Consider the following 19,881-nt stretch of genomic DNA (forward strand, 5'->3'; position numbering starts at 1 on the left):
GGCGGATCATCTGCGGATGCGTTCCATCGCCGGGTCGAACAGCGGCTCGGCGGCCACCGTCGCCGCGGCCTTCTCCCCGAAGTACTCGATGTGCACGGCGGTCCCGGGCACCGCGGCCCGCGCGGGCAGCCACGCGCAGGCGACCGTCCGCCCGACGGAGCAGCCGTAAGCGGCGCTGGTCACATAACCGGCGGGCACGCCGTCCACGAACACCGGCTCCTTGCCCAGCACCACCGCCGCCGGATCGTCCAGCGTCAGGCACACCAGCCTGCGCCGTACGGTCTCCGCCGACCGTCCCTCCAGGGCCGCGCGCCCGGCGAAGTCTCCCTTGTCCATCCGGACGGCCCAGCCGAGGCCCGCTTCGTACGGGTCGTGCTCGGTGGTCATGTCCCGCCCCCAGGCGCGGTACCCCTTCTCCAGGCGGAGGCTGTCGAACGCGCCGCGCCCGGCCGCGATCACGCCGTACCGCTGCCCGGCCGCCCACAGCGTGTCCCACAGACGCAGGCCCAGATCCGCGCTCGTATACAGCTCCCAGCCCAGCTCGCCGACGTACGACAGCCGCAGCGCGGTCACCGGCACCTCGCCGATGAACGCCTGCCGCGCCTTGAAGTAGCCGAACGCACGGTGCCCGAAGTCGGTGCGGGTCAGCGGCTGGACGAGATCGCGGGCGCGGGGGCCCCAGACGCCGATGCAGCAGGTGCCGGACGTGATGTCGCGGACCTGCACGCCGTCGGGGGCGTGCCGGGTCAGGTGGTCGAGGTCCATGCCGCTGTTGACGCCGACCTGGAAGCGGTCGGCCGCCAGCCGGGCCACGGTCAGGTCGCTGCGGATGCCGCCCGCGTCGTCCAGCAGCAGCGTGTACGTCACCGAGCCCGGCTTCTTCGCGAGCTGGTTGGTGGTCAGGTGCTGGAGGAAGTCCAGTGCGCCCGGCCCGCCGACCTCCAGGCGCCGCAGCGGTGTCATGTCGTACAGCGCGACCCGCTCACGGGTGGCGTGCGCCTCGGCCACGGCGATGGGCGACCAGTGGCGCGCGGACCAGGCGTCCCGCTCCGGCAGCGCGATGCCGTCCGTCAGCGGCGCGTTGGCCTCGTACCACTGCGGGCGCTCCCAGCCCGTGCCTTCCAGGAAGTACGCGCCCAGCTCCCGCTGCCGCTCGTGGAAGGGGCTCACGCGCAGCGGGCGCGGGCGGCGCAGCGGCTGGAGCGGGTGGATCACGTCGTAGACCTCGGCGAACTGCTGCTTGCCGCGCTCGGCGACATAGGCGGGGGAGAGCTGGGCCTCCTCGAAGCGGGAGACGGCGCACTCGTGCACGTCGGTGGCGGGCCGCCCCTCGGTGAGCCATTCGGCCACCGCCTTCGCCACGCCCGCCGAGTGCGTCACCCACACCGCCTCGGCCAGCCAGAAGCCGCGCAGCCCGGACACCTCGCCGAGCAGCGGCATGCCGTCGGGGGTGAAGGAGAAGACCCCGTTGAAGCCCTCCTCGATCCGCGCCTCCCGCAGGGCGGGCAGCAGCCAGCGGCTGTCCGCCCAGCTCGGGGCGAAGTCGTCGGGCGTGAAGGGGAGGGAGGAGGGCATGACGGGCGCGTCGTCGAAGGCGGGCACGGCGGCCGGGTCGACGGGCATCGGACGGTGGGCGTACGACCCGATGCCGATCCGGCCCGTGCCGCCGGCGCTGTCCTCCCCATGTTCGCGGAAGTACAGGTCGCGCTCCTGGAAGCGCAGGATGGGCCGCCGGCCGTCCGGACCGGCGAGCGCGGAGGTCTTCGCGTACTGGTGGGCCAGCGGCAGCAGCGGTACGGACACGCCCGCCATCGCCCCGATCACCGGTCCCCAGAAGCCCGCCGCCGAGATCACCACATCGGCGGGGAAGGCACCCCGGTCGGTGACGACCGCCGTCACCCGGTCCGCCTCCCGCTCGATGCCCGTGACGGTGTGCCGCTCCAGGAAGCGGGCACCCCGCGCCCGCGCCCGTGCGGTCTGCGCGCGGGCCGCGGGCAGCGCCCTGGCCAGCCCGTCGCCGGGGGTGTGGAACCCGCCCAGCACCTTCGCGGCGTCCAGCATCGGCCACAGCCGGGCGCACCGGCGCGCATCGATCAGCTCGCCCTCGATGCCCCAGGAGGCGGCCAGCCCGGCCTTGCGGTGCAGTTCGGCCCACTGCTCCTCGGTGGCGGCGAGCTCCAGCCCGCCGACCGCGTCGAAGCACGGCCGTCCGTTCTCGGTGAGCGCGGTGAACTTCTCGACGGTGTACGTGGCGAAGTCGCTCAGCGTTTTCGACGCGTTGGTACGGAAGACCAGGCCGGGCGCGTGCGAGGTGGAGCCGCCGGGGGCGTGCAGCGGGCCCTGCTCCAGCACGGTGACGTCCCGGGCGCCGCGTGCGGTCAGCTCGTCGGCGAGCGCGCAGCCGACGATGCCCGCGCCGATGATCACGATGCGGCGCGGCACGGAACCGCCCCGGGCGTTCACAGGACCACCACCGAACGCAGCACCTCACCGCGCCGCATCCGCGCGAACGCCTCCTCCACGTCCTCCAGCCGGACGGTCTCGGAGACGAACGCGTCCAGGTTGAGCTTGCCGCTCAGATGCAGATCGATCAGGACCGGGAAATCCCGGCTGGGCAGACAGTCGCCGTACCAGGAGGACTTCAGGGACCCGCCGCGCGCGAACACGTCGAGCAGCGGCAGTTCGATGTTCAGGTCCGGCTCCGGGACGCCGACCTGGACCAGGGTGCCCGCCAGGTCCCGCATGTAGAAGCCCTGCCGGAACGTCTCCGGACGGCCCACCGCGTCGATCACGACATCCGCGCCGTGCCCGCCGGTCAGCGCGCGCACCGCCTCGACCGGGTCGGTGCCACGGGAGTTGACGGTGTCGGTGGCGCCGAAGCGCTCGGCGGCGTCCAGCTTGCCGTCGTCGATGTCCACGGCGATCACCCGGCGCGCCCCGGCCCGGGACGCCCCGGCGATGGCGGCGCTGCCCACCCCGCCGCAGCCGATCACCGCCACGGTGTCGCCGCTGCCCACACCCCCGGTGTGCACGGCGGCCCCGTACCCGGCCATCACCCCGCAGCCGATCAGGCCCGCGGCCTCGGGGCGGGCTGCCGGATCGGCCTTGACCGCCTGCCCCGCGGCGACCAGCGTCTTGTCGGCGAACGCGCCGATGCCCAGCGCCGGGGTCAGGGCGGTGCCGTCCAGCAGGGTCATGGGCCGGTCGGCGGTCTGCGAGTCGAAGCAGTACCAGGGGCGGCCGCGGCGGCAGGAGCGGCACCGGCCGCAGGGCGCGCGCCAGGCGAGCACCACGTAGTCGCCCGGCGCGAGGCCGGTGACGCCGGGGCCGGTGGCCTCGACGACGCCGGCGGCCTCGTGGCCGAGCAGGTAGGGGAAGTCGTCGCCGACCGCGCCCTCGCGGTAGTGCAGATCGGTGTGGCACACCCCGCATGCCTGCACGGTGACGAGGACTTCTCCGGGTCCGGGATCGGGGACGAGGATCGGCAGCACCTCGACGGGCGCGCCCTTCTTGACGGCGACGACGGCGCGTGCTTCGTGCGGCATGACTCACTCCTAAACAGCGCCTGCGGGGCAGGGGCGGGTGCGTGGAGCTGGCACGGATGCCGTTATGGGGGATGGCGCGACGTACGGGACCGGCGGGAGGCAGGTGACCGCACGGGACGAAGGGAGAACCGGGGGAGGCGCAGGGAGCCGCGGGAGGCGGGACAACGCCCCTGGGAATCCCCTGTGTTGCTCATGGCGCGCTACGTTGCGCCATGAGAGACATGCTGGAAGTCCGTGAGCGATCCGTCAAGGGGTGACCGGGTGGCCGCCGGGCCCCGGTCCAAACCCCGGCCGGGCGGCGGACGCCCGGCCGGGCTCTCAGCCCGCGTAACCCATCCGCCGGGACAGCTCGGCGGCCGCCTTCACCGCCCGCCCGGCCAGATCCGGAAGCAGCGCCTCCGCCATCCGGTACGCCGGCCCGGACACGCCGATCGCGCCGATCACCGCGCCGTCGTGCGCCCGCACCGGCGCCGCCACCGCGTTCAGCCCGACCTCCAGCTCCTCGCAGGAGCAGGCGTACCCCTGCTCGGCCGCCGCGGTCAGCTGCCGGCGCAGCTCGCCCGGCACGGTCAGGGTGTTCGGCGTGAAGCGGGGCAGCTTGCGCTCGGCCAGGCGCTCGCGGCGCTCCCGCGGCAGGTGCGCGAGCAGCACCTTGCCGCTCGCGGTGGCGTGCAGGGGCGTCCGCCGGCCCAGCCAGTTGTACGCGGTGACCGCCGCGGCGCCGCGCGCCTGCATGATGTTGACCGCCGCGTCCCCGTCCAGGACGGCGATGTTGGCGGTCTCCCCGGTGTCGTCGGCGAGCGCCCGGCACACCGGCTGGCCCTCCTGCGAGATGTCCAGCCGGATGGCGGCGGCGCCGGCCAGCCGCAGCACCCCCGCGCCCAGGTAGTACTTGCCGCGCTCGTGCTCCTGCTCCACGAGTCCGCGGTGCTCCAGGACGCCCAGGATGCGGAAGGCGGTGGACTTGTGCACCCCCAACTCCTCGGCGATCTCGGTGACTCCGGCCTCGCCGAGGCGGGCCAGGATCTCCAGGACGCTCACCGCGCGGTCCACGGACTGGACGGATCCGGCCGCTCCCCGCTTCTCCTCGGACCGGTCGTCGGCCGCCTCGGTCGTCTTCGGCATGGGTTCTAGCGTCACCACCCGTTGGCCCCGGCGGGGCACGTCGGCGGGGGTCCGGCCAAGAAGCGTCGGCGGCCCCTTGACGGCACACTCCCCGGACTGGATTCTGTTGCGCAATGCGCTACGCGATGCGTTATTCAGAACGCCATGATACCGATCAGCGCTGAGGGGGCCAGATGATTCCCGTCTGCCGCACCGAGGACCTGCCCGAAGGCGGGGCCGTACGGATCGAGATCGACGCCACCACACCCGCCATCGCCGTCTTCCGCAGCGACGGCGCCCTCTACGCCCTCGACGACCGGTGCAGCCACCAGGACGCCTCGCTCTCCGCGGGCTGGGTGGAGAACTGCCAGGTCGAATGCCCGCTGCACGCCGCCCTGTTCGACCTGCGCACGGGAAGGCCCAGCTGTCTCCCGGCGCGCCGCCCCGTGCGCACCCACGAGGTCACCGAGGTGGACGGCATGATCCATGTCCGGCCCGCCGCGCGGGAGACCGCCGTACGGGAAGACGCCTACGCATGAGGACCGTCACCGTCGTCGGCGCCTCCCTCGCCGGACTGTACGCGGCGCGGGCACTGCGCGCCGAAGGCTTCGACGGCCGGCTGGTGATCGTCGGCGCCGAGCGCCACCGCCCGTACGACCGGCCACCGCTGTCCAAAAGCTTCCTCACCCAACGCCCGCCAGGAGCCACGGAGTTGGAGGATCTCCGGCTGTGCGACGGGGACGAGGAGGACGCCCTCGCCGCCGAATGGCACCTCGGCACCCGGGCCACCGCGCTGGACACCGTGGGCCGCACGGTCACCGTCGACGACGGCCGTACGGTCCGCGCCCTGCGCACCGACGGCGTCATCATCGCCACCGGAGCCGTCCCGCGCACCCTCCCGGGGCCGCCGCTCGCCGGCGTACACGTACTGCGCACCTACGACGACGCCCACGCGCTGCGCACCGCCCTGCACGACGGCACACCCCGCGTGGTCGTCATCGGCGGCGGCTTCATCGGCGCCGAGGCCGCCTCCTCCTGCGCCGCGCTCGGCCTGCCCGTGACGGTCGTCGAGGCCGCGCCGCTGCCGCTGGTGCCCCAGCTCGGCACCGAACTGGCGCGGATCTGCGCGGACCTGCACGCGAATCACGGGGTGCGGCTGCTGTGCGGCACCGGCGTCGCCGCGCTGCGCGACGACGGCACGGGCCGCGTCCGGGCCGTGGAACTCGCCGACGGGCGGCTGCTGGACGCGGACGTCGTGATCGTCGGGATCGGGGTGCGCCCCGCCACCGACTGGCTGGCCGGGTCCGGGCTGCGCCTGGACGACGGGGTGGTGTGCGACACGGGCGGCGTGACGGACGTGCCGCAGGTCGTCGCCGCGGGCGATGTGGCCCGCTGCGCGGGCACGCGCACCGAGCACTGGACGAGCGCCACCGAACAGCCCGCCACCGCCGTGCGCAACCTGCTCGCGGGCCGCACCGTCGCGCGGCACGAGGCGCTGCCGTACTTCTGGTCGGACCAGTACGGAGCGCGCCTCCAGCTCGCCGGCCGGCCCGGGCCGCGGGACGCCGTACGCATCGTCGAGGGCGACCCAGGCGACCGCAGCTTCCTGGCCGTCTACGAACGGGACGGGCGCACCACGGCCGTGTTCGCCGTCGACCGGCCGCGGCCCTTCATGCGGCTGCGCCGCCGACTCGCGACGGACCCTCCCGGGCCGCACGGGCTCTGCGGGCCGCCCGCCGCGCCTGCCGGCGCTCCCGGCGCAGCCTCCTAGCGGTGCTGCTCGGCTGCGAGCGCACGCCGTTGCGCTGCACCCACACCTGGCGCGTGACCCATACGTCGAGCACCGCCCAGGTCGCCACGACCGTGCTCGCGACCGTGCTGAGCACCGCGGGGAAGGCGAACCAGGCACCGGCCATCGCGCAGAAGAACGCCACCATGGCCTGAATGAGCGTCACCGCCGCGATGATGACGGCGCGCACCGCGGCCGTACGGACCGGATCGGGCATCCGGCGCCGGGCCACCGGCTCCTCGACCCACAGCGGGCGCCTGCCGCCCAGGTAAGCGCCACCGTCCTCGTGATCCATCGTCGGCGTCACTCTCCCCGTACCCGCACGTACCCGCCTGTCACACCAGGTGCCTGCCCGGCTTTCACCCGGCACATGTCTGCTGTCCGCACGCCGTGGCCCCACCTGCGCCGACACCACCACCCATCATGGTCACGAACGGGAACGCCGCCAGGTTCCCGGCCGCTGTGATTTTCGGCCAACCGCTCCGGCGCACCCGCGTGCGCCGGGGAGGTGTTCGAGGCCACATGTGCGGGCGGGTTGTCCGGGAATCAGCCGACAACTGCGGACGATCCGCCCCTGACCTGCGCATCCGGTGTCCGGACAAGACTTCGGCCCGGTCCCTCGTCAGTAGTAGGCTCGCGCCGTTTGTTGACGGAACACCATCCCCGTGCGCCGGGGTTGACGTAGGGGAGGCCATGCGCAGCTTTCGAGGGAAGACGATCACTCGGAAGATCGCAGCGCTGCTGCTGGTGCCGCTGGTGTCCCTCACCGCCATGTGGGCCTTCGCCACGTACCTGACGGGACGCGAGGCCAACCAGCTGCTCGGCGTCGGCAATGTCGTCGCCAAACTGGGCTACCCGGCCGAGGACGCCGTCCAGGCGCTCCAGCAGGAGCGCCGGCAAAGTCTCGTCTTCCTGGCCGACCGGCGCGGCGCCAACTCACTGGCCGCTCTGCGCGAGCGCACCCGTGAGACCGACAAGGCCGTCGCCAAGCTGCGCGACAACGCCGACGACCCGGCTGTGCGCGACGACCTCGACGGCGTCGCAGGCGCCCGGATGGACGACATCGTCCGGGGCCTGAACCGGCTCTCCCCGCTGCGCGCCCGGATCGAGGACAACACCATCTCCCGCGACGCGGCGTTCGAGGCGTACAACGACCTCGTCGACCCCAACTACGAATTCCTCGCGGCCCTGCACGCGCTGGAGAACGTGGAGATGGACAAGCAGGGCCGCGCCCTGGTCAACGTCACCCGCGCCCGCGAGGCCGTCGCCCGCGAGGACGCGCTGATGTCCGCGGCGCTCGTCTCCGGCACCATGGACAAGGACGGCCTGCGCGCCTTCTCCGACCGGGTCGCCGAACGCCGCGTGCTGTACGACACCAGCCTGCCCCTGCTGCCCGGCGAGGAGCGCAGCACCTTCGCCGACTACTGGCGCTCCGCCCCCGGCGCCGAACTGACCTCCTACGAGGACCGCATCATCGGCGCCGGCCCGGCCGCGGCCCCCCGCGCCGTCAACGCCGAACGCTGGAACTCCGCCGCCGGCAAGGTCCTCGGCGACCTCCAGCGCATGGGCCGGGAGGCCGGCGACCGCTACAAGGAACGCGTCGAGCCGGCCGCCATGAGCGTCCTGCTCAAGGCCGGCGTCGCGGGCGTCCTCGGCTTCGTCGCCCTGCTGGTCTCGGTCATCGTCTCCGTCCGCATCGGCAGCAAGCACGTACGGGACCTGATCCGGCTGCGCAAGGCCGCCCACGAGGTCTCCGGCGTCCGGCTGCCCAGCGTCATGCGCCGCCTGGCCGCCGGCGAGCAGGTCGACGTGGAGGCCGAGGCGCCGCGCCTGGAGTTCGGCCAGAGCGAGACCGAGCAGGTCGGCCAGGCGCTCAACACCCTCCAGCGGGCCGCCGTCGAGGCCGCCGTCAAGCAGGCCGACATGCGCCGCGGCGTCTCCGAGGTCTTCGTCAACCTCGCCCGCCGCAGCCAGGTCCTGCTGCACCGCCAGCTGACCCTGCTGGACGCCATGGAACGGCGTACCGAGAACGCCGACGAGCTGGCCGACCTGTTCCGCCTGGACCACCTCACCACCCGTATGCGGCGGCACGCCGAGGGCCTGGTGATCCTCTCCGGCGCCGCACCCTCGCGGCAGTGGCGCAAGCCCATCCAGCTGATGGACGTGGTGCGTGCGGCGGTCGCCGAGGTGGAGGACTACGAGCGCATCGAGGTGCGCCGGCTGCCGCGGCTGGCCGTCCAGGGCCCCGCGGTCTCCGACCTCACCCACCTGATCGCCGAACTCCTGGAGAACGCCACCGTCTTCTCGCCCCCGCACACCGCGGTCCAGGTGGTCGGCGAGCGGGTCTCCAACGGCTTCACCCTGGAGATCCACGACCGGGGCCTGGGCATGGCCCCCGACGTGCTCCTCGACGCCAACCTGCGGCTCGCCGAGACCCCCGAGTTCGAACTGTCCGACACCGACCGGCTCGGCCTGTTCGTGGTCAGCCGCCTCGCCCAGCGCCAGGGCGTACGGGTCTCGCTCCAGCCCTCCCCGTACGGCGGCACCACCGCCGTCGTCTTCATCCCCTCCGCCCTGCTGACCGAGGGCGAGCGCGAGGACGGCGCGGACACCGGCAGCCGGCGCATCGACGGCCGCCGCACCGGGGAGATCGAAGCGCCCGGCGGCAAACTCGCCGCGCTGGCCCAGGTGCCGGTGCCGCTGCCCGAACCGGACAACCGCCGTCCCGAGGCCGTCGACGGACCCGTCGAATTGGAGCCCCCGCTGACCTCCGCCGACCGCATACGGCGCGCGGACTGTGACGGCACCGACGAGGACAGCGTCTTCCGCGGCACCGGCCGGGCACGGCCCCGCCGCGACGGCGCGGCGCCGGTCGCCCCCGTACCGTCGCCCGGCGCCCCGGAACAGCACCAGCAGACCCGCGACCAGGCGCCCGGCGGCGACGGACCCGCGCCGCTGCCGCGCCGGCACCGCCCGCCCGTGCTGGTCTCCGACCACGGCAGGCCGGTCGACGCGGCGGCACGTGCCGACGTACGCTCCGACGCGGAAACCGACGGCGACACGGATGCGGACATGGACACCGGTACGACGACGGACGCGGGCCGCGCCCCGGCCGGCCGGCCCGCGACGACGGCGGGCGGACTGCCCCGCCGCGTACGGCAGGCCAGCCTCGCCCCCCAGCTGAAGGCGGAGCCGGTCGCCGAGGACGGGCCCGGCGCTCCGGCCGGCCCCGCCGACGACCGGGACGCCGAGGACGTGCGCGCCCGGATGGCCTCGCTCCAGCGCGGCTGGCAGCGCGGCCGCCGGGAGGGCGGCGAGGACGACGGGCGGGACGGCAGCCCGGACACAGCACCAGGAACCACATCGGGAGGGGACGGTCGATGACCGCACCGAAGGCAGCAGCGGCCAGTGCCGAGTCGAAGGGCCCGCAGGGGTCGGGCGAGCTGAACTGGCTCCTCGACGAGCTGGTCGACCGGGTGGGCAGCATCCGCAAGGCGCTCATCCTCTCCAGCGACGGCCTGGCCACCGGCGCGTCCCAGGACCTCACCCGGGAGGACGCCGAACACCTCGCGGCGGTCGCCTCCGGCTTCCACAGCCTCGCCAAGGGCGTCGGCCGGCACTTCGAGGCGGGCCGGGTGCGGCAGACGCTGGTCGAACTGGAAGAAGCGTTCCTGTTCGTCAGCGCGGCGGGCGACGGCAGCTGTCTGGCCGTCCTCGCCGACGCCGACTCCGACGTGGGCCTCGTCGCGTACGAGATGACGCTGCTCGTCAAGCGGGTGGGCGCCCACCTGGGCACCGCGCCCCGGGCCGGGCAGCCCGCCGGCGGCTGACCGGAGGATGACGGCACGGTGACGCCATGACCACGGACGGCCCGGCCCGGACCGGGCGGCCGGACACCAGTTGGTACGACGACGACGCGGGCCCGGTGGTGCGCCCCTACGCGATGACCCGCGGGCGCACCAGCACCGAGGCCGAGGAGCGGCTCGACCTGATCGCGCTGGTGATCGCCGAGGACCGGCAGGAGGAGCCGCTCGACGACCAGACCCTGTCGCCGGAGCACGTGGACATCGTCGGCCTGTGCCGCGACGCGCCGCTGTCCGTCGCGGAACTGGCCGCCGAACTCGACCTGCCGCTCGGCGTCGTACGGGTCCTCATCGGCGATCTGCTGGACGCGGAGCTGGTCCATGTGAGCCGGCCCGTGCCACCGGCCGAGCTGCCCGACGAGAAGATCCTGCGCGAGGTGATCGACGGACTCCGGGCGCTGTGACGGCACCCGGGAGCCGACGCGCCGCCGTCCCGGCACCGGGCGGGCCGCGCGGACCCACGAACGGCAAGGACCGAGAGATGCGAGAGATCAGCACCAGCGGCGAACCGGGAGAAGACGGCCATGGTCTTCGGGCGCTCTGAACGACGCCGCAAGCACGACGCCCCCGACCCCGTCACCCTCAAGATCCTGGTGGCGGGCGGCTTCGGGGTGGGCAAGACGACCCTGGTGGGCGCGGTCAGCGAGATCAAACCGCTGCGTACCGAGGAACGGCTGACCGAGGCGGGCCGCCCGGTCGACGACCTGGTGGGCGTGGAGGGCAAGCGGACCACCACCGTCGCCATGGACTTCGGGCGCATCACGCTCCGCGAGGACCTGGTGCTCTACCTCTTCGGCACACCGGGCCAGGACCGCTTCTGGTTCCTGTGGGACGAACTGGCCCGCGGCGCGCTCGGCGCGGTCGTGCTGGCCGACACCCGCCGCCTGGCCGACTCCTTCGCCGCCATCGACTACTTCGAACGCCGCGGCATCGCGTTCATGGTCGCCGTCAACTGCTTCGACGGCGCCGACCGCTACCCCGCGGAAACGGTGCGCGAAGCGCTGGACCTGGACGCCGAGGTACCGGTGATGCTCTGCGACGCCCGCGAGAAGGACTCCGCGCGCGACGTGCTGATCGCCGTCGTCGAACACGCGATGCACCTCACCACCCGCCAACGCGAGCCGGCCCTCCCGTAGCGGAGCCGCCGCACGCGAGCACGGCCCGTACCCCGCCGTCCGGGGTACGGGCCGTGCTCCTACGTGGCTGTGTAGCGCGCCGCCCGTGATCCGAACAGGCTTGAACGGGGCGTAATCCGGTCGCACGCGCACGGGCGCGCGCCCTACCCTGCGCGCCATGGGTGTGACGACGGCCGGTTCGGACGCGGAGCCCTCGACGTGTTCGGCCTCCCTGGTCAGGTAGGACCGCGGGATGAGCAGAGGGAGGTACGCGTTCCGGGTGTCCGCCGCGTTGATCCGGGCGTCCAGCTTCTGCTGCATCCGCTTCCACGGGCCGTAGCCGTACGGCCGGACGACAGAGCCACCGCGACATGGAGAACGTCCTCGCCATGGACGTCGTACCGGGACGCAAGACGGCCAGGGAGCGGTTCGCCGGCGCGGTCAACACGCTCACCCTGGAAGGCATGACGGGCGACGGCAAAGCCCTCCAGCTGGCCACCAGCCACGAACTCGGCCAGAACTTCGCCAGGGCCTTCGGCACGCGCTACCTGACGGGCGAGGGGCGGCAGGAGTACGTCTGGCAGACCTCCTGGGGCTCCACGACGCGCATGATCGGCGCGCTGGTGATGACCACGGGGACGACGACGGGCTGCGCGTCCCGCCGCGCTGAAGGGCGTGCCCGTACGGATCGAGATCGGACCCCGCGACCTGGAGAGCGGCACCGCCGTACTGGTGCGCCGCGCCACGGGCCGCAAGGAGCCGACGGCGATCGAGGCGCTGCCCGGAATCCTGCCCGGGGTGCTGGAGACCGAGCAGGCGCTGCTGCTGGCGCAGTCCCGCGCACACCGCGAGGACCGGACCGCCGAGGTGACCACGATCGAGGAGGCCGTGGAGGCCGCGAGCACCGGCTGGGCGCGCATCCCCTGGGCCGCGCTGGGGCCGGAGGGCGAGGCGAAGCCGGCCGAGCGGGGCGTGTCCGTACGGTGCCTGGTCGCCGCGGACGGCTCGGTCCCCGGGAGCGATGACCAGCCGGGCAACGTCGCCATCGTGGCGCGCGCCTACTGACCGGCGGGGGCCTGGCACCGGCAGCGGCTGCCAGGCCCCGGCACGCGGGGGACCGGACCGTTACGCGCCCTCCGCATCCCCCTCGTGCCACCCGAAGCTCCGCTCCACCGCCTTGCGCCAGTTGCCGTATTCGCGCTCCCGCGTCGGCCCGTCCATCCGCGGCGTCCACTCCGTGTCCCGCTTCCAGTGCGCCGTCAGCTCGTCCAGGTCCTGCCACACGCCGGTGGCCAGACCCGCCGCGTACGCCGCGCCCAGACACGTCGTCTCCGGGACCACCGGCCGGATCACCGGCACGCCCAGCACATCCGCCTGGTGCTGCATCAGCAGGTTGTTGGCGGTCATGCCGCCGTCCACCTTCAGCGCGGTGATCTGCACACCCGAGTCCTGGTACATGGCGTCCACCACCTCGCGCGTCTGCCAGCTGGTGGCCTCCAGTACCGCGCGGGCCAGGTGGGCCTTGGTGACGTAGCCGGTCAGGCCGGTGATCACGCCGCGCGCGTCGGAGCGCCAGTACGGCGCGAACAGCCCGGAGAACGCCGGGACGATGTACGCGCCGCCGTTGTCCGGGACCTGCGCCGCCAGATCCTCGATCTCGTCCGCCGAGCCGATGATGCCCAGCTGGTCCCGGAACCACTGCACCAGCGCCCCGGTGATGGCGATCGAGCCCTCCAGGCAGTAGACCGGGGCCTCTCCGCCGAGCTGGTAGCCCAGCGTCGTCAGCAGCCCGCTCTTGGAGGGCACCGGCCGCTGCCCGGTGTTCAGCAGCAGGAACGAGCCGGTGCCGTAGGTGTTCTTGGCCTCGCCGACCCGGTAACACGTCTGCCCGAACACCGCCGCCTGCTGGTCGCCCAGCGCCGCGGCCACCGGCACCCCGTTCAGCTGGCCCACCGCCGTCCCGTACACCTCCGCCGAGGACCGGATCTCCGGCAGGACCGCCTCCGGCACCCGCATCGCGGACAGGATCGAGGTGTCCCACTGGAGCGTGTGGAGGTTCATCAGCATCGTGCGCCCGGCGTTGGTCACGTCGGTGACGTGCACCCCGCCGTCCGTACCGCCCGTCAGCTTCCAGATCAGCCACGAGTCGATCGTCCCGAAGGCGATCTCCCCGGCCTCGGCCCGCGCCCGCAGCCCCGGCACGCTGTCCAGCAGCCAGGCCGCCTTGGGCCCGGAGAAGTAGCTGGCCAGCGGCAGCCCGGTGGCCGCGCGGAAGCGGTCCTGGCCGTCCGTGCCGCCCAGCTCGTGGCACAGCTGCGCGGTACGGGTGTCCTGCCAGACGATGGCGTTGTGCACCGGCCTGCCGGTGGCGCGGTCCCACAGCACCGTCGTCTCGCGCTGGTTGGTGATGCCGAGCGCGGCGAGCTGGTCGGCGCGCAGCCCCGCCTTGGCGAGCGCGCCCGCCACCACCGCCTGCACCTTCGCCCAGATCTCCTCGGCGTCGTGCTCCACCCAGCCGGGCTTGGGGAAGATCTGCCGGTGCTCGCGCTGGTCGACGGCGACGACCGCGCCGTCCTGGTTGAAGACGATGCAGCGGCTGGAGGTCGTGCCCTGGTCGATCGCGGCGACGTACTTCTGCGCGGTGCCGTCCGTCATGTGCCTCTCCTGACTCGTCGTTGCCGGTCCGGGCCGCCTGCCGTGGCCGGTCAGAAGACCGCGTTGAACACCAGGCCGGAGAGCACCGCGCCGAGCAGCGGGCCGGCCACCGGAATCCAGGCGTAGGACCAGTCGGAGGTGCCCTTGTTGGGGATGGGCAGCAGTGCGTGGGCGATGCGCGGCCCGAGGTCGCGGGCCGGGTTGATGGCGTAGCCGGTGGGCCCGCCGAGCGAGAGGCCGATGCCGGCCACCAGCAGCGCGACGAGCAGGACGTTGATGCCGGACCCGTAGACGCCCACGTCGGCGCCCGGCACCTGCCCGATGCCGATGCCCTGGTTCTGGCCGAAGAACAGCAGCGGCAGCACCAGCCCCATGGTGGCGATGGTCTCGGTGGCCAGGTTGGCGGCCGGGTTGCGTACCTCCGGCGCGGTCGAGAAGATTCCCAGCGTGGGCTGCGCCTTGTCCGCCTCCGCGTTGGCCGCGAACTGCGCGTAGTACAGCGCCCACGCCAGGACGGCACCGAGCAGCGCGCCCACCATCTGCGCCGCCACGTACAGCGGCACCTTCGACCACTCCGTACCGCCCGCGACCGCCGAGCCCAGCGTCACCGCCGGGTTCAGGTGCCCGCCGGACAGCGGTGCCGCGGTGTAGGCACCGGCGAGCACACCGAAGCCCCACCCGAACGCGATGACCACCCAGCCCGCCGCCCGCGCCTTGGAGTGGTGCAGGGTGACGGCGGCGCACACGCCGGCGCCGAAGAGGATCAGCAGGGCCGTTCCGATGACCTCGCCGACGAAGATGTCCCCGTTGGAATACATGGCTGGCTCCTTGTCCCCGGCCCGGGGGAGCGAACCCCCGGTCCTCCGTGCAGGGTGGGTACTTCCCGTGCCACGGGGAGACGGCGGGCGCTCGGCCGCCGTGCCCCGCGCGGCGTCCGCGTCGAGCGTGCCGGTGCGCCGGAGCCGCCCCTGGGGAGTCGGGCAGCGCGCAGCGCTGCCACGCGGCCGGGGAGCCCGGCTGCGGCGGTGTTCCGACGGACACCCGGAAGTGTTCACCGCAGGTGACGGGGCGTCAAGGTGCCCGGGAGCGGAGGACGTCAGTCGCCGCGCCGCCGCCCCCGGCGCACCTCGTGACCCGGCGTGCCGGGCCGTCCCAGCACCCAACTGCTCACGCCCGCGTACGACTTGGCCGCCTTCTTCAGCGGCGCCAGGGCCGCCGCAGCCGGCCCGTGACCGGTCACGCTGCCCGGCGCGCACACCACCGTCGCCAGCGACAGCGTCACCGGCAGCCCGCCCGCCGACCACGGCACGTCCAGCACCGCCGCGGCGAACGGCTCCAGCTCGTCCGGCCCGGCCAGCACCAGGAAGTCGTCACCGCCGATGTGCCCCACCCGCGCCGTGGGCAGCTCCGCCGCCGTACGCGCCAGTGCCTGGCCCACGGCGCGGATCAGCGCGTCCCCCGCCGCGAACCCGGCACCGTCGTTGACCTGCTTGAACCCGTCCACGTCCAGCCAGCTCAGGGCGAACGCCCGGCCGTCCGCGACCCGCCGGTCCACCTCCGTGTTCACCGCGTCCGAACCGGGCAGCCGGGTCAGCGGGTTGAGCCGCGCCGCCTCCTCCACCCGGCTCTCGGCCAGCGCCCGCAGGATGTCCGCGAGATGGACGACGCCCACGCACCGGCCCTGCTCGTCCACCACCGCCACATCGTCCCCGGTCCGGTCCCGGTCGCCGTCCGTCACCACGTCCAGCACCTCCCAGGCGGTGGCGTCGGCGCCCACCGTCCGCGGCCGGTCGGCCAGCCGCAGCGCCGGGCGGTCGGCGTACAGCGCGTGGCCGTAGCGGCCGGACAGCGACAGCAGGAACCGGTCGCGGTCGATGGCCCGTACGGGAACGCCGTCCGGGTCCACCAGCAGCACGCCGGAGACACCGGGGAAACCCGTCAGATGGCTGCGCACCGCGCCCGCCGAGGCGGACATCGGCAGCAGTGCAGCAGGCTGGAGGAACTGCGTCACCGGCGGTCCGGACGGCGGCAGGAGTGCCCCTGCGCCGCCCGCGTCACCGCTCGCCACGGGCCCGTACCCGTCGGACGGCTCCGGCAGGAAGACATCGGCCGCCGGGCGCCGCGCGGGCGGCGCGAACAGGAACCCCTGCGCCAGCTGCGCACCCGCCGCGCGCACCGCCGCGTACTGCCGCTCCGTCTCCACCCCCTCCACCGCCAGCAGGCTCCCCAGCACCTCGCACAACTGCCGCATCGCCGCCACGGCGGCCCGCCCGCCCCGGTCCTCGGCCGGCTCCGCGCACAGCGAGGCGTCCAGCTTCACCAGGTCGGGGCCGAGGTCCCCGAGCAGCCGCAGCGGCAGATCGCCGTCGCCGATCCCGTCCGCACAGATGCGGTAGCCGTCCTGCCGCAGCCCCGCCACCGCGTCCAGCAGCGCCCGCCGCGGTACGTGCGTGAACGGCCCGCCGATGTCCACCGTGATCTCCCACGGGCGGCGGCCCACGTCCTGTACGGCCTTGCGCAGCGCGGTCACCGCCGGCTGCTCGGCGAGCGTCGCCGCGAACACGTTGACGTGCAGCGGCAGCAGCGTCTCCTGCTGCGCGGCGGCCCGTACCCCGAGCCCGGCCAGTTCGGCATCCAGGTCGGCGGACCGCCGGGCCGCCGTCAGCACGTCGCCGCGCTCGGGGCGGGCGAGTATCTCCAGGGCGGCGACCGAGCCGGTCGCCAGGTTCACGACGGGCTGAAAGGCGAATCGGAGCTGGTCCGTCCAGGCAGGCACGGCAGCAGCATGCCCACCGGAAACACCACCGGAGCGCGATTCACGCACTGTTCACGCACGCTTCCGGCACGTTCGGAGGGCGACCCGAGTCCACGCGTCACGGGGCCGTCCTCACCGCACCGCGATCACCACCGAGCCGTGCCCGAACAGCCCTTGGTTCGCCGCGATCCCCGCCCGCACCCTCGGCGCCTGCTGGGCCCTGGCTTGGCCGCGCGTCTGTCGGACGGCGGCCCGCGCCCACGCGCCACCGGGGCCGCCGTCACCGCACCGCGACCACCGCCGAGCCATGCCCGAACAGTCCCTGGTTCACCGCGACCCCCACCCGTGCCCCCGCCACCTGCCGTGCCCCCGCCTGCCCGCGCAACTGCCAGGTCAGCTCGCAGACCTGCGCGATCGCCTGCGCGGGCACGGCCTCGCCGAAGGACGCCAGCCCGCCGCTCGGGTTCACCGGCAGACGCCCGCCGAGCGCCGTCGCCCCGTCCCGCAGCAGCTTCGCGCCCTCGCCCTCGGCGCACAGCCCCAGGTCCTCGTACCACTGGAGCTCCAGCGCGGTGGACAGGTCGTACACCTCCGCCAGCGACAGATCGTCCGGCCCGAGCCCCGCCTCCTCGTAGGCGGCGCGGGCGATGGAGGGCCGGAAGGCGGTCGGCGGTTCCGGGGCGGCGGCCGAATCGGTCGCGATGTCCGGCAGGTCCAGGTCCGCACGGGGATAGCGCGGGGTCACGGTGGACACCGCCCGTATCCGTACGGGATCGGCCACCCCGCGACGGCGCGCGTACTCCGGACCGCACAGCACCAGTGCCGCCGCGCCGTCCGACGTGGCGCAGATGTCCAGCAGCCGCAGCGGGTCGGCGACCACGGGCGACGCGGCGACCTCCGCCGCCGTTACCGGCTTGCGGTAGCGCGCGTACGGATTGAGCGCGCCCGCCGCCGCGTTCTTCACCTTCACCCGTGCGAAATCCTCGGCCGTGTCCCCGTACAGCGCCATCCGGCGCCGTGCGTACAGCCCGAAATACGCGGGGTTGGTCGCGCCCAGCAGCCGGAAGCGCAGCCAGTCCGGGTCGTCGGGCCGGTCGCCGCCCGCCGGTGCGAAGAAGCCCTTGGGCGCCGCGTCCGCGCCCACCACCAGCACCACGTCCGCCAGGCCCGCGAGGATCTGCGCCCGCGCGGCGGCGATCGCCTGCGCCCCGGACGCGCAGGCCGCGTAGACGCTCGTCACCCGCGCGCCCTGCCAGCCCAGCGCCCGCGCGAACGTCGCGCCCGCCACGTACCCGGGATAGCCGCCGCGCACGGTGTCGGCGCCGACGACCGACTGCACCTCGCCCCACTCCAGGCCCGCGTCGGCGAGCGCCGCCCGCGCCGCCACCGTCCCGTACTCGACGAAACTGCGGCCCCACTTGCCCCAGGCGTGCAGCCCCACCCCGAGCACCGCGACATCACCGGTCACGCCCGCCCCCTGCCATCATGTGGCACCGGCCGCCACCACCACGTCGTCCACACCGTCTCGGCGTCCTCCCCGAGCACCCCGGGAACCACCTCGACCGGCATCCCCACCCGCAGATCCGCGACCGTCACCCCCGGCGCCGCCTGCCCCAGCACGACCATCCGCTCCGCCGCCAGCTCCACCGCCACCAGGGTGTACGGCTGCCACGGCACCTCCGGGTCCGAGACGTAGGGCGGCGGCGGCCGGTACCGCCCGTCCGTGTACGACCACACCGTGCCGCGCCGTGACAGCGGCACCTCCACCAGCTCCGTACCGGCACAGCCCGGGTTGCGGCAGAAGGATTCCACCCGCGGGAAGAACACCGCCCCACAGGCGCCGCACCGGGTCCCCAGCAGCCGGAAGTCCTCGGTGCCCGGCCCATCTCCATCCGTGTCCCCGTCCCCGGTGAACCACCCCGGCACCACCGGCCTGCGCGTACGTGCCACGAGCACCTCCAGCAACTGGCCAGGCAATCACGGAAACTGACGTGCCGTCAGGAGTCTGCCACGCCCCAACCACCCCACGGAACCCCGCCCCACCCGCCCATGCCCCGCCGTACGGAAAGGATCATGCCTTTCCCCCCGAATCCGTGTGAACCGGATGCGCCCGTACGGCGTCCACCAAGGCGGAGCCGGGGCACGGGGCCGACGGGGGTGGTTCCGCGCCCCGGTTCTGCGGTGTCTCGCTCAGTGCCCGCCGCTCAGCGCCCGCCGCCACACCGGAAAGTCGAAATACGTGTCCGGGAAGGTCTCCGGCGTGAAGGTGTAGTGCCACCACTCCTTGTCGTAGTTGCGGAATCCCGCCTTCTCCAGGCCCTGCTTCAACAGCAGCCGGTTCGCGCGTTGCCGACCCTGCACCCGGGGATCGAGGGTGTGCGCCAGGGTGTCGAAGCAGTCGAAGCCGGTTCCCATGTCGAGCGAGTTGTCGGGGAAGCGCTGCGCCTTCGGCGCGTAGCACTTCCGCAGGGGCTCGCCCGGGATGTACGGACGGGTGGGCGGGCCCGGCAGACGGACCAGTGTCAGGTCGACGGTGCTGCCGCGGCTGTGCCCGGACTTCTCGGCGATGTAGCCGTCCCGGAAGAGGGTCGACTTGTCGATCCGGGGATAGAACTCGCCCTTCATCCGCTGGTCCTTCAGGTCCTTGGCCCAGTCCACGAAGTGGTTCACGGCGCGCTGCGGCCGGTAGCAGTCGTACACCTTGAGCGTGTAGCCGCGGCGGAGGAAGGAGACCTGGGCGCGGTGGAGGGCACGGGCGGCGTCCCGGGTCAGGATGCACATCGGCTGCCGGTAGCCGGTGACCGGCACGCCCATGAAGTTGTGCGGCGTGAAGTAGCGGATCTCCTGGCGGATCGTCGGGTCCACGTCGCGCAGCGCGACGAACTCCGGCGGCGCCGTCCCCGCGGCGCCGCGTACGGCGGCGTCGGCCTTCGGTACGGTACCGGTCGCCTCCGGAACGGCGGCGGTGGTCAGGGCGACGGCGGCTGCGGTGACGGTGAGGCCGCGCAGCGCGGCAGCGAGTCTCGGCATGCCACTCGTCTACCACCGGCACCGC

The 19,881-nt window shown here is 73.8% G+C and carries 16 protein-coding genes and 1 pseudogene; 7 read left to right on the forward strand and 10 right to left on the reverse strand.

What is annotated here, in order from left to right; all coding sequences use genetic code 11:
• Positions 1-6 precede the first annotated feature (6 nt).
• From ADK86_RS18145 to ADK86_RS18155, 3 genes are all read right to left on the reverse strand, one after another.
• The gene (locus tag ADK86_RS18145; RefSeq protein ID WP_324611400.1) at positions 7-2,442 is read right to left on the reverse strand and encodes an FAD-dependent oxidoreductase; all 2,436 of its coding nucleotides are present in this window, start codon (positions 2,440-2,442) and stop codon (positions 7-9) included.
• Positions 2,443-2,459: 17 nt separating this feature from the next.
• Positions 2,460-3,545 (reverse strand): S-(hydroxymethyl)mycothiol dehydrogenase, encoded by a 1,086-nt coding sequence (locus ADK86_RS18150; RefSeq protein WP_053697519.1) that lies wholly within the window; start codon positions 3,543-3,545, stop codon positions 2,460-2,462.
• Between the two features lie 318 nt (positions 3,546-3,863).
• Positions 3,864-4,670, reverse strand: coding sequence for an IclR family transcriptional regulator (locus ADK86_RS18155; protein ID WP_030602524.1), 807 nt, complete (start codon positions 4,668-4,670; stop codon positions 3,864-3,866).
• 173 nt (positions 4,671-4,843) lie between these two features.
• Here ADK86_RS18155 and ADK86_RS18160 point away from each other — a divergent pair, with 173 nt between their 5' ends.
• Positions 4,844-5,188, forward strand: a complete 345-nt coding sequence (locus tag ADK86_RS18160) for a bifunctional 3-phenylpropionate/cinnamic acid dioxygenase ferredoxin subunit (protein WP_053697520.1) — start codon at positions 4,844-4,846, stop codon at positions 5,186-5,188.
• Positions 5,185-6,420, forward strand: coding sequence for an NAD(P)/FAD-dependent oxidoreductase (locus tag ADK86_RS18165; RefSeq protein WP_078952099.1), 1,236 nt, complete (start codon positions 5,185-5,187; stop codon positions 6,418-6,420). The genes ADK86_RS18160 and ADK86_RS18165 overlap by 4 nt, the downstream gene beginning before the upstream one ends.
• On the opposite strand, the gene ADK86_RS44560 is transcribed toward ADK86_RS18165, so the two are convergent.
• A complete protein-coding gene (locus ADK86_RS44560) occupies positions 6,320-6,838 on the reverse strand; it encodes a hypothetical protein (protein WP_420718861.1) in 519 nt (172 codons plus the stop codon). The two genes, ADK86_RS18165 and ADK86_RS44560, sit on opposite strands and share 101 nt — an antisense overlap.
• A 293-nt stretch (positions 6,839-7,131) precedes the next feature.
• Here ADK86_RS44560 and ADK86_RS18170 point away from each other — a divergent pair, with 293 nt between their 5' ends.
• The 5 genes and pseudogenes from ADK86_RS18170 to ADK86_RS40980 form a co-directional block, all read left to right on the forward strand.
• A complete protein-coding gene (locus tag ADK86_RS18170; protein WP_053697521.1) occupies positions 7,132-9,822 on the forward strand; it encodes a nitrate- and nitrite sensing domain-containing protein in 2,691 nt (896 codons plus the stop codon).
• On the forward strand, positions 9,819-10,268 hold the full coding sequence (locus tag ADK86_RS18175) for a roadblock/LC7 domain-containing protein (RefSeq protein WP_003986094.1): 450 nt from the start codon (positions 9,819-9,821) through the stop codon (positions 10,266-10,268). The genes ADK86_RS18170 and ADK86_RS18175 overlap by 4 nt, the downstream gene beginning before the upstream one ends.
• 26 nt (positions 10,269-10,294) lie before the next feature.
• A complete protein-coding gene (locus ADK86_RS18180; RefSeq protein WP_003986093.1) occupies positions 10,295-10,705 on the forward strand; it encodes a DUF742 domain-containing protein in 411 nt (136 codons plus the stop codon).
• Positions 10,706-10,825: 120 nt separating this feature from the next.
• The gene (locus ADK86_RS18185; protein WP_053697522.1) at positions 10,826-11,437 is read left to right on the forward strand and encodes a GTP-binding protein; all 612 of its coding nucleotides are present in this window, start codon (positions 10,826-10,828) and stop codon (positions 11,435-11,437) included.
• 350 nt (positions 11,438-11,787) lie between these two features.
• Positions 11,788-12,481: pseudogene (locus ADK86_RS40980) on the forward strand (His/Gly/Thr/Pro-type tRNA ligase C-terminal domain-containing protein); the annotation flags it as partial.
• A gap of 60 nt (positions 12,482-12,541) precedes the next feature.
• On the opposite strand, the gene glpK reads toward ADK86_RS40980, so the two are convergent.
• The 6 genes from glpK to ADK86_RS18220 form a co-directional block, all read right to left on the reverse strand.
• Positions 12,542-14,071, reverse strand: coding sequence for a glycerol kinase GlpK (glpK, locus tag ADK86_RS18195; protein ID WP_053697524.1), 1,530 nt, complete (start codon positions 14,069-14,071; stop codon positions 12,542-12,544).
• 50 nt (positions 14,072-14,121) lie between these two features.
• On the reverse strand, positions 14,122-14,889 hold the full coding sequence (locus tag ADK86_RS18200) for an MIP/aquaporin family protein (RefSeq protein WP_053697525.1): 768 nt from the start codon (positions 14,887-14,889) through the stop codon (positions 14,122-14,124).
• Between the two features lie 278 nt (positions 14,890-15,167).
• Entirely contained in the window at positions 15,168-16,847 is a 1,680-nt protein-coding gene (locus tag ADK86_RS18205; protein ID WP_053697526.1) for a GGDEF domain-containing protein, read from the reverse strand.
• Positions 16,848-17,106: 259 nt separating this feature from the next.
• Positions 17,107-18,294 carry a lipid-transfer protein gene (locus tag ADK86_RS18210; RefSeq protein WP_053697527.1) on the reverse strand — a complete coding sequence of 396 codons (1,188 nt, stop codon included), beginning with the start codon at positions 18,292-18,294 and terminating at the stop codon, positions 17,107-17,109.
• Positions 18,291-18,755, reverse strand: a complete 465-nt coding sequence (locus ADK86_RS18215; RefSeq protein ID WP_053697528.1) for a Zn-ribbon domain-containing OB-fold protein — start codon at positions 18,753-18,755, stop codon at positions 18,291-18,293. Before ADK86_RS18215 ends, ADK86_RS18210 begins: the two co-directional genes overlap by 4 nt.
• A 261-nt stretch (positions 18,756-19,016) precedes the next feature.
• Positions 19,017-19,856 carry a M15 family metallopeptidase gene (locus ADK86_RS18220; RefSeq protein WP_053697529.1) on the reverse strand — a complete coding sequence of 280 codons (840 nt, stop codon included), beginning with the start codon at positions 19,854-19,856 and terminating at the stop codon, positions 19,017-19,019.
• Positions 19,857-19,881 lie beyond the last annotated feature (25 nt).

This window comes from Streptomyces sp. NRRL F-5755 (genome assembly GCF_001279365.1).
GTDB lineage: Bacteria > Actinomycetota > Actinomycetes > Streptomycetales > Streptomycetaceae > Streptomyces > Streptomyces rimosus.

Coding starts and splice junctions, on each gene's coding strand:
- ADK86_RS18165 (WP_078952099.1), top strand. CDS start 5,185: ATGAGGACCGTCACCGTCGTCGGCGCCTCCCTCGCCGGACTGTACGCG.
- ADK86_RS18220 (WP_053697529.1), bottom strand. CDS start 19,856: ATGCCGAGACTCGCTGCCGCGCTGCGCGGCCTCACCGTCACCGCAGCC.
- ADK86_RS18170 (WP_053697521.1), top strand. CDS start 7,132: ATGCGCAGCTTTCGAGGGAAGACGATCACTCGGAAGATCGCAGCGCTG.
- ADK86_RS18180 (WP_003986093.1), top strand. CDS start 10,295: ATGACCACGGACGGCCCGGCCCGGACCGGGCGGCCGGACACCAGTTGG.
- ADK86_RS18175 (WP_003986094.1), top strand. CDS start 9,819: ATGACCGCACCGAAGGCAGCAGCGGCCAGTGCCGAGTCGAAGGGCCCG.
- glpK (WP_053697524.1), bottom strand. CDS start 14,071: ATGACGGACGGCACCGCGCAGAAGTACGTCGCCGCGATCGACCAGGGC.
- ADK86_RS18160 (WP_053697520.1), top strand. CDS start 4,844: ATGATTCCCGTCTGCCGCACCGAGGACCTGCCCGAAGGCGGGGCCGTA.
- ADK86_RS18200 (WP_053697525.1), bottom strand. CDS start 14,889: ATGTATTCCAACGGGGACATCTTCGTCGGCGAGGTCATCGGAACGGCC.
- ADK86_RS18185 (WP_053697522.1), top strand. CDS start 10,826: ATGGTCTTCGGGCGCTCTGAACGACGCCGCAAGCACGACGCCCCCGAC.
- ADK86_RS18155 (WP_030602524.1), bottom strand. CDS start 4,670: ATGCCGAAGACGACCGAGGCGGCCGACGACCGGTCCGAGGAGAAGCGG.
- ADK86_RS18150 (WP_053697519.1), bottom strand. CDS start 3,545: ATGCCGCACGAAGCACGCGCCGTCGTCGCCGTCAAGAAGGGCGCGCCC.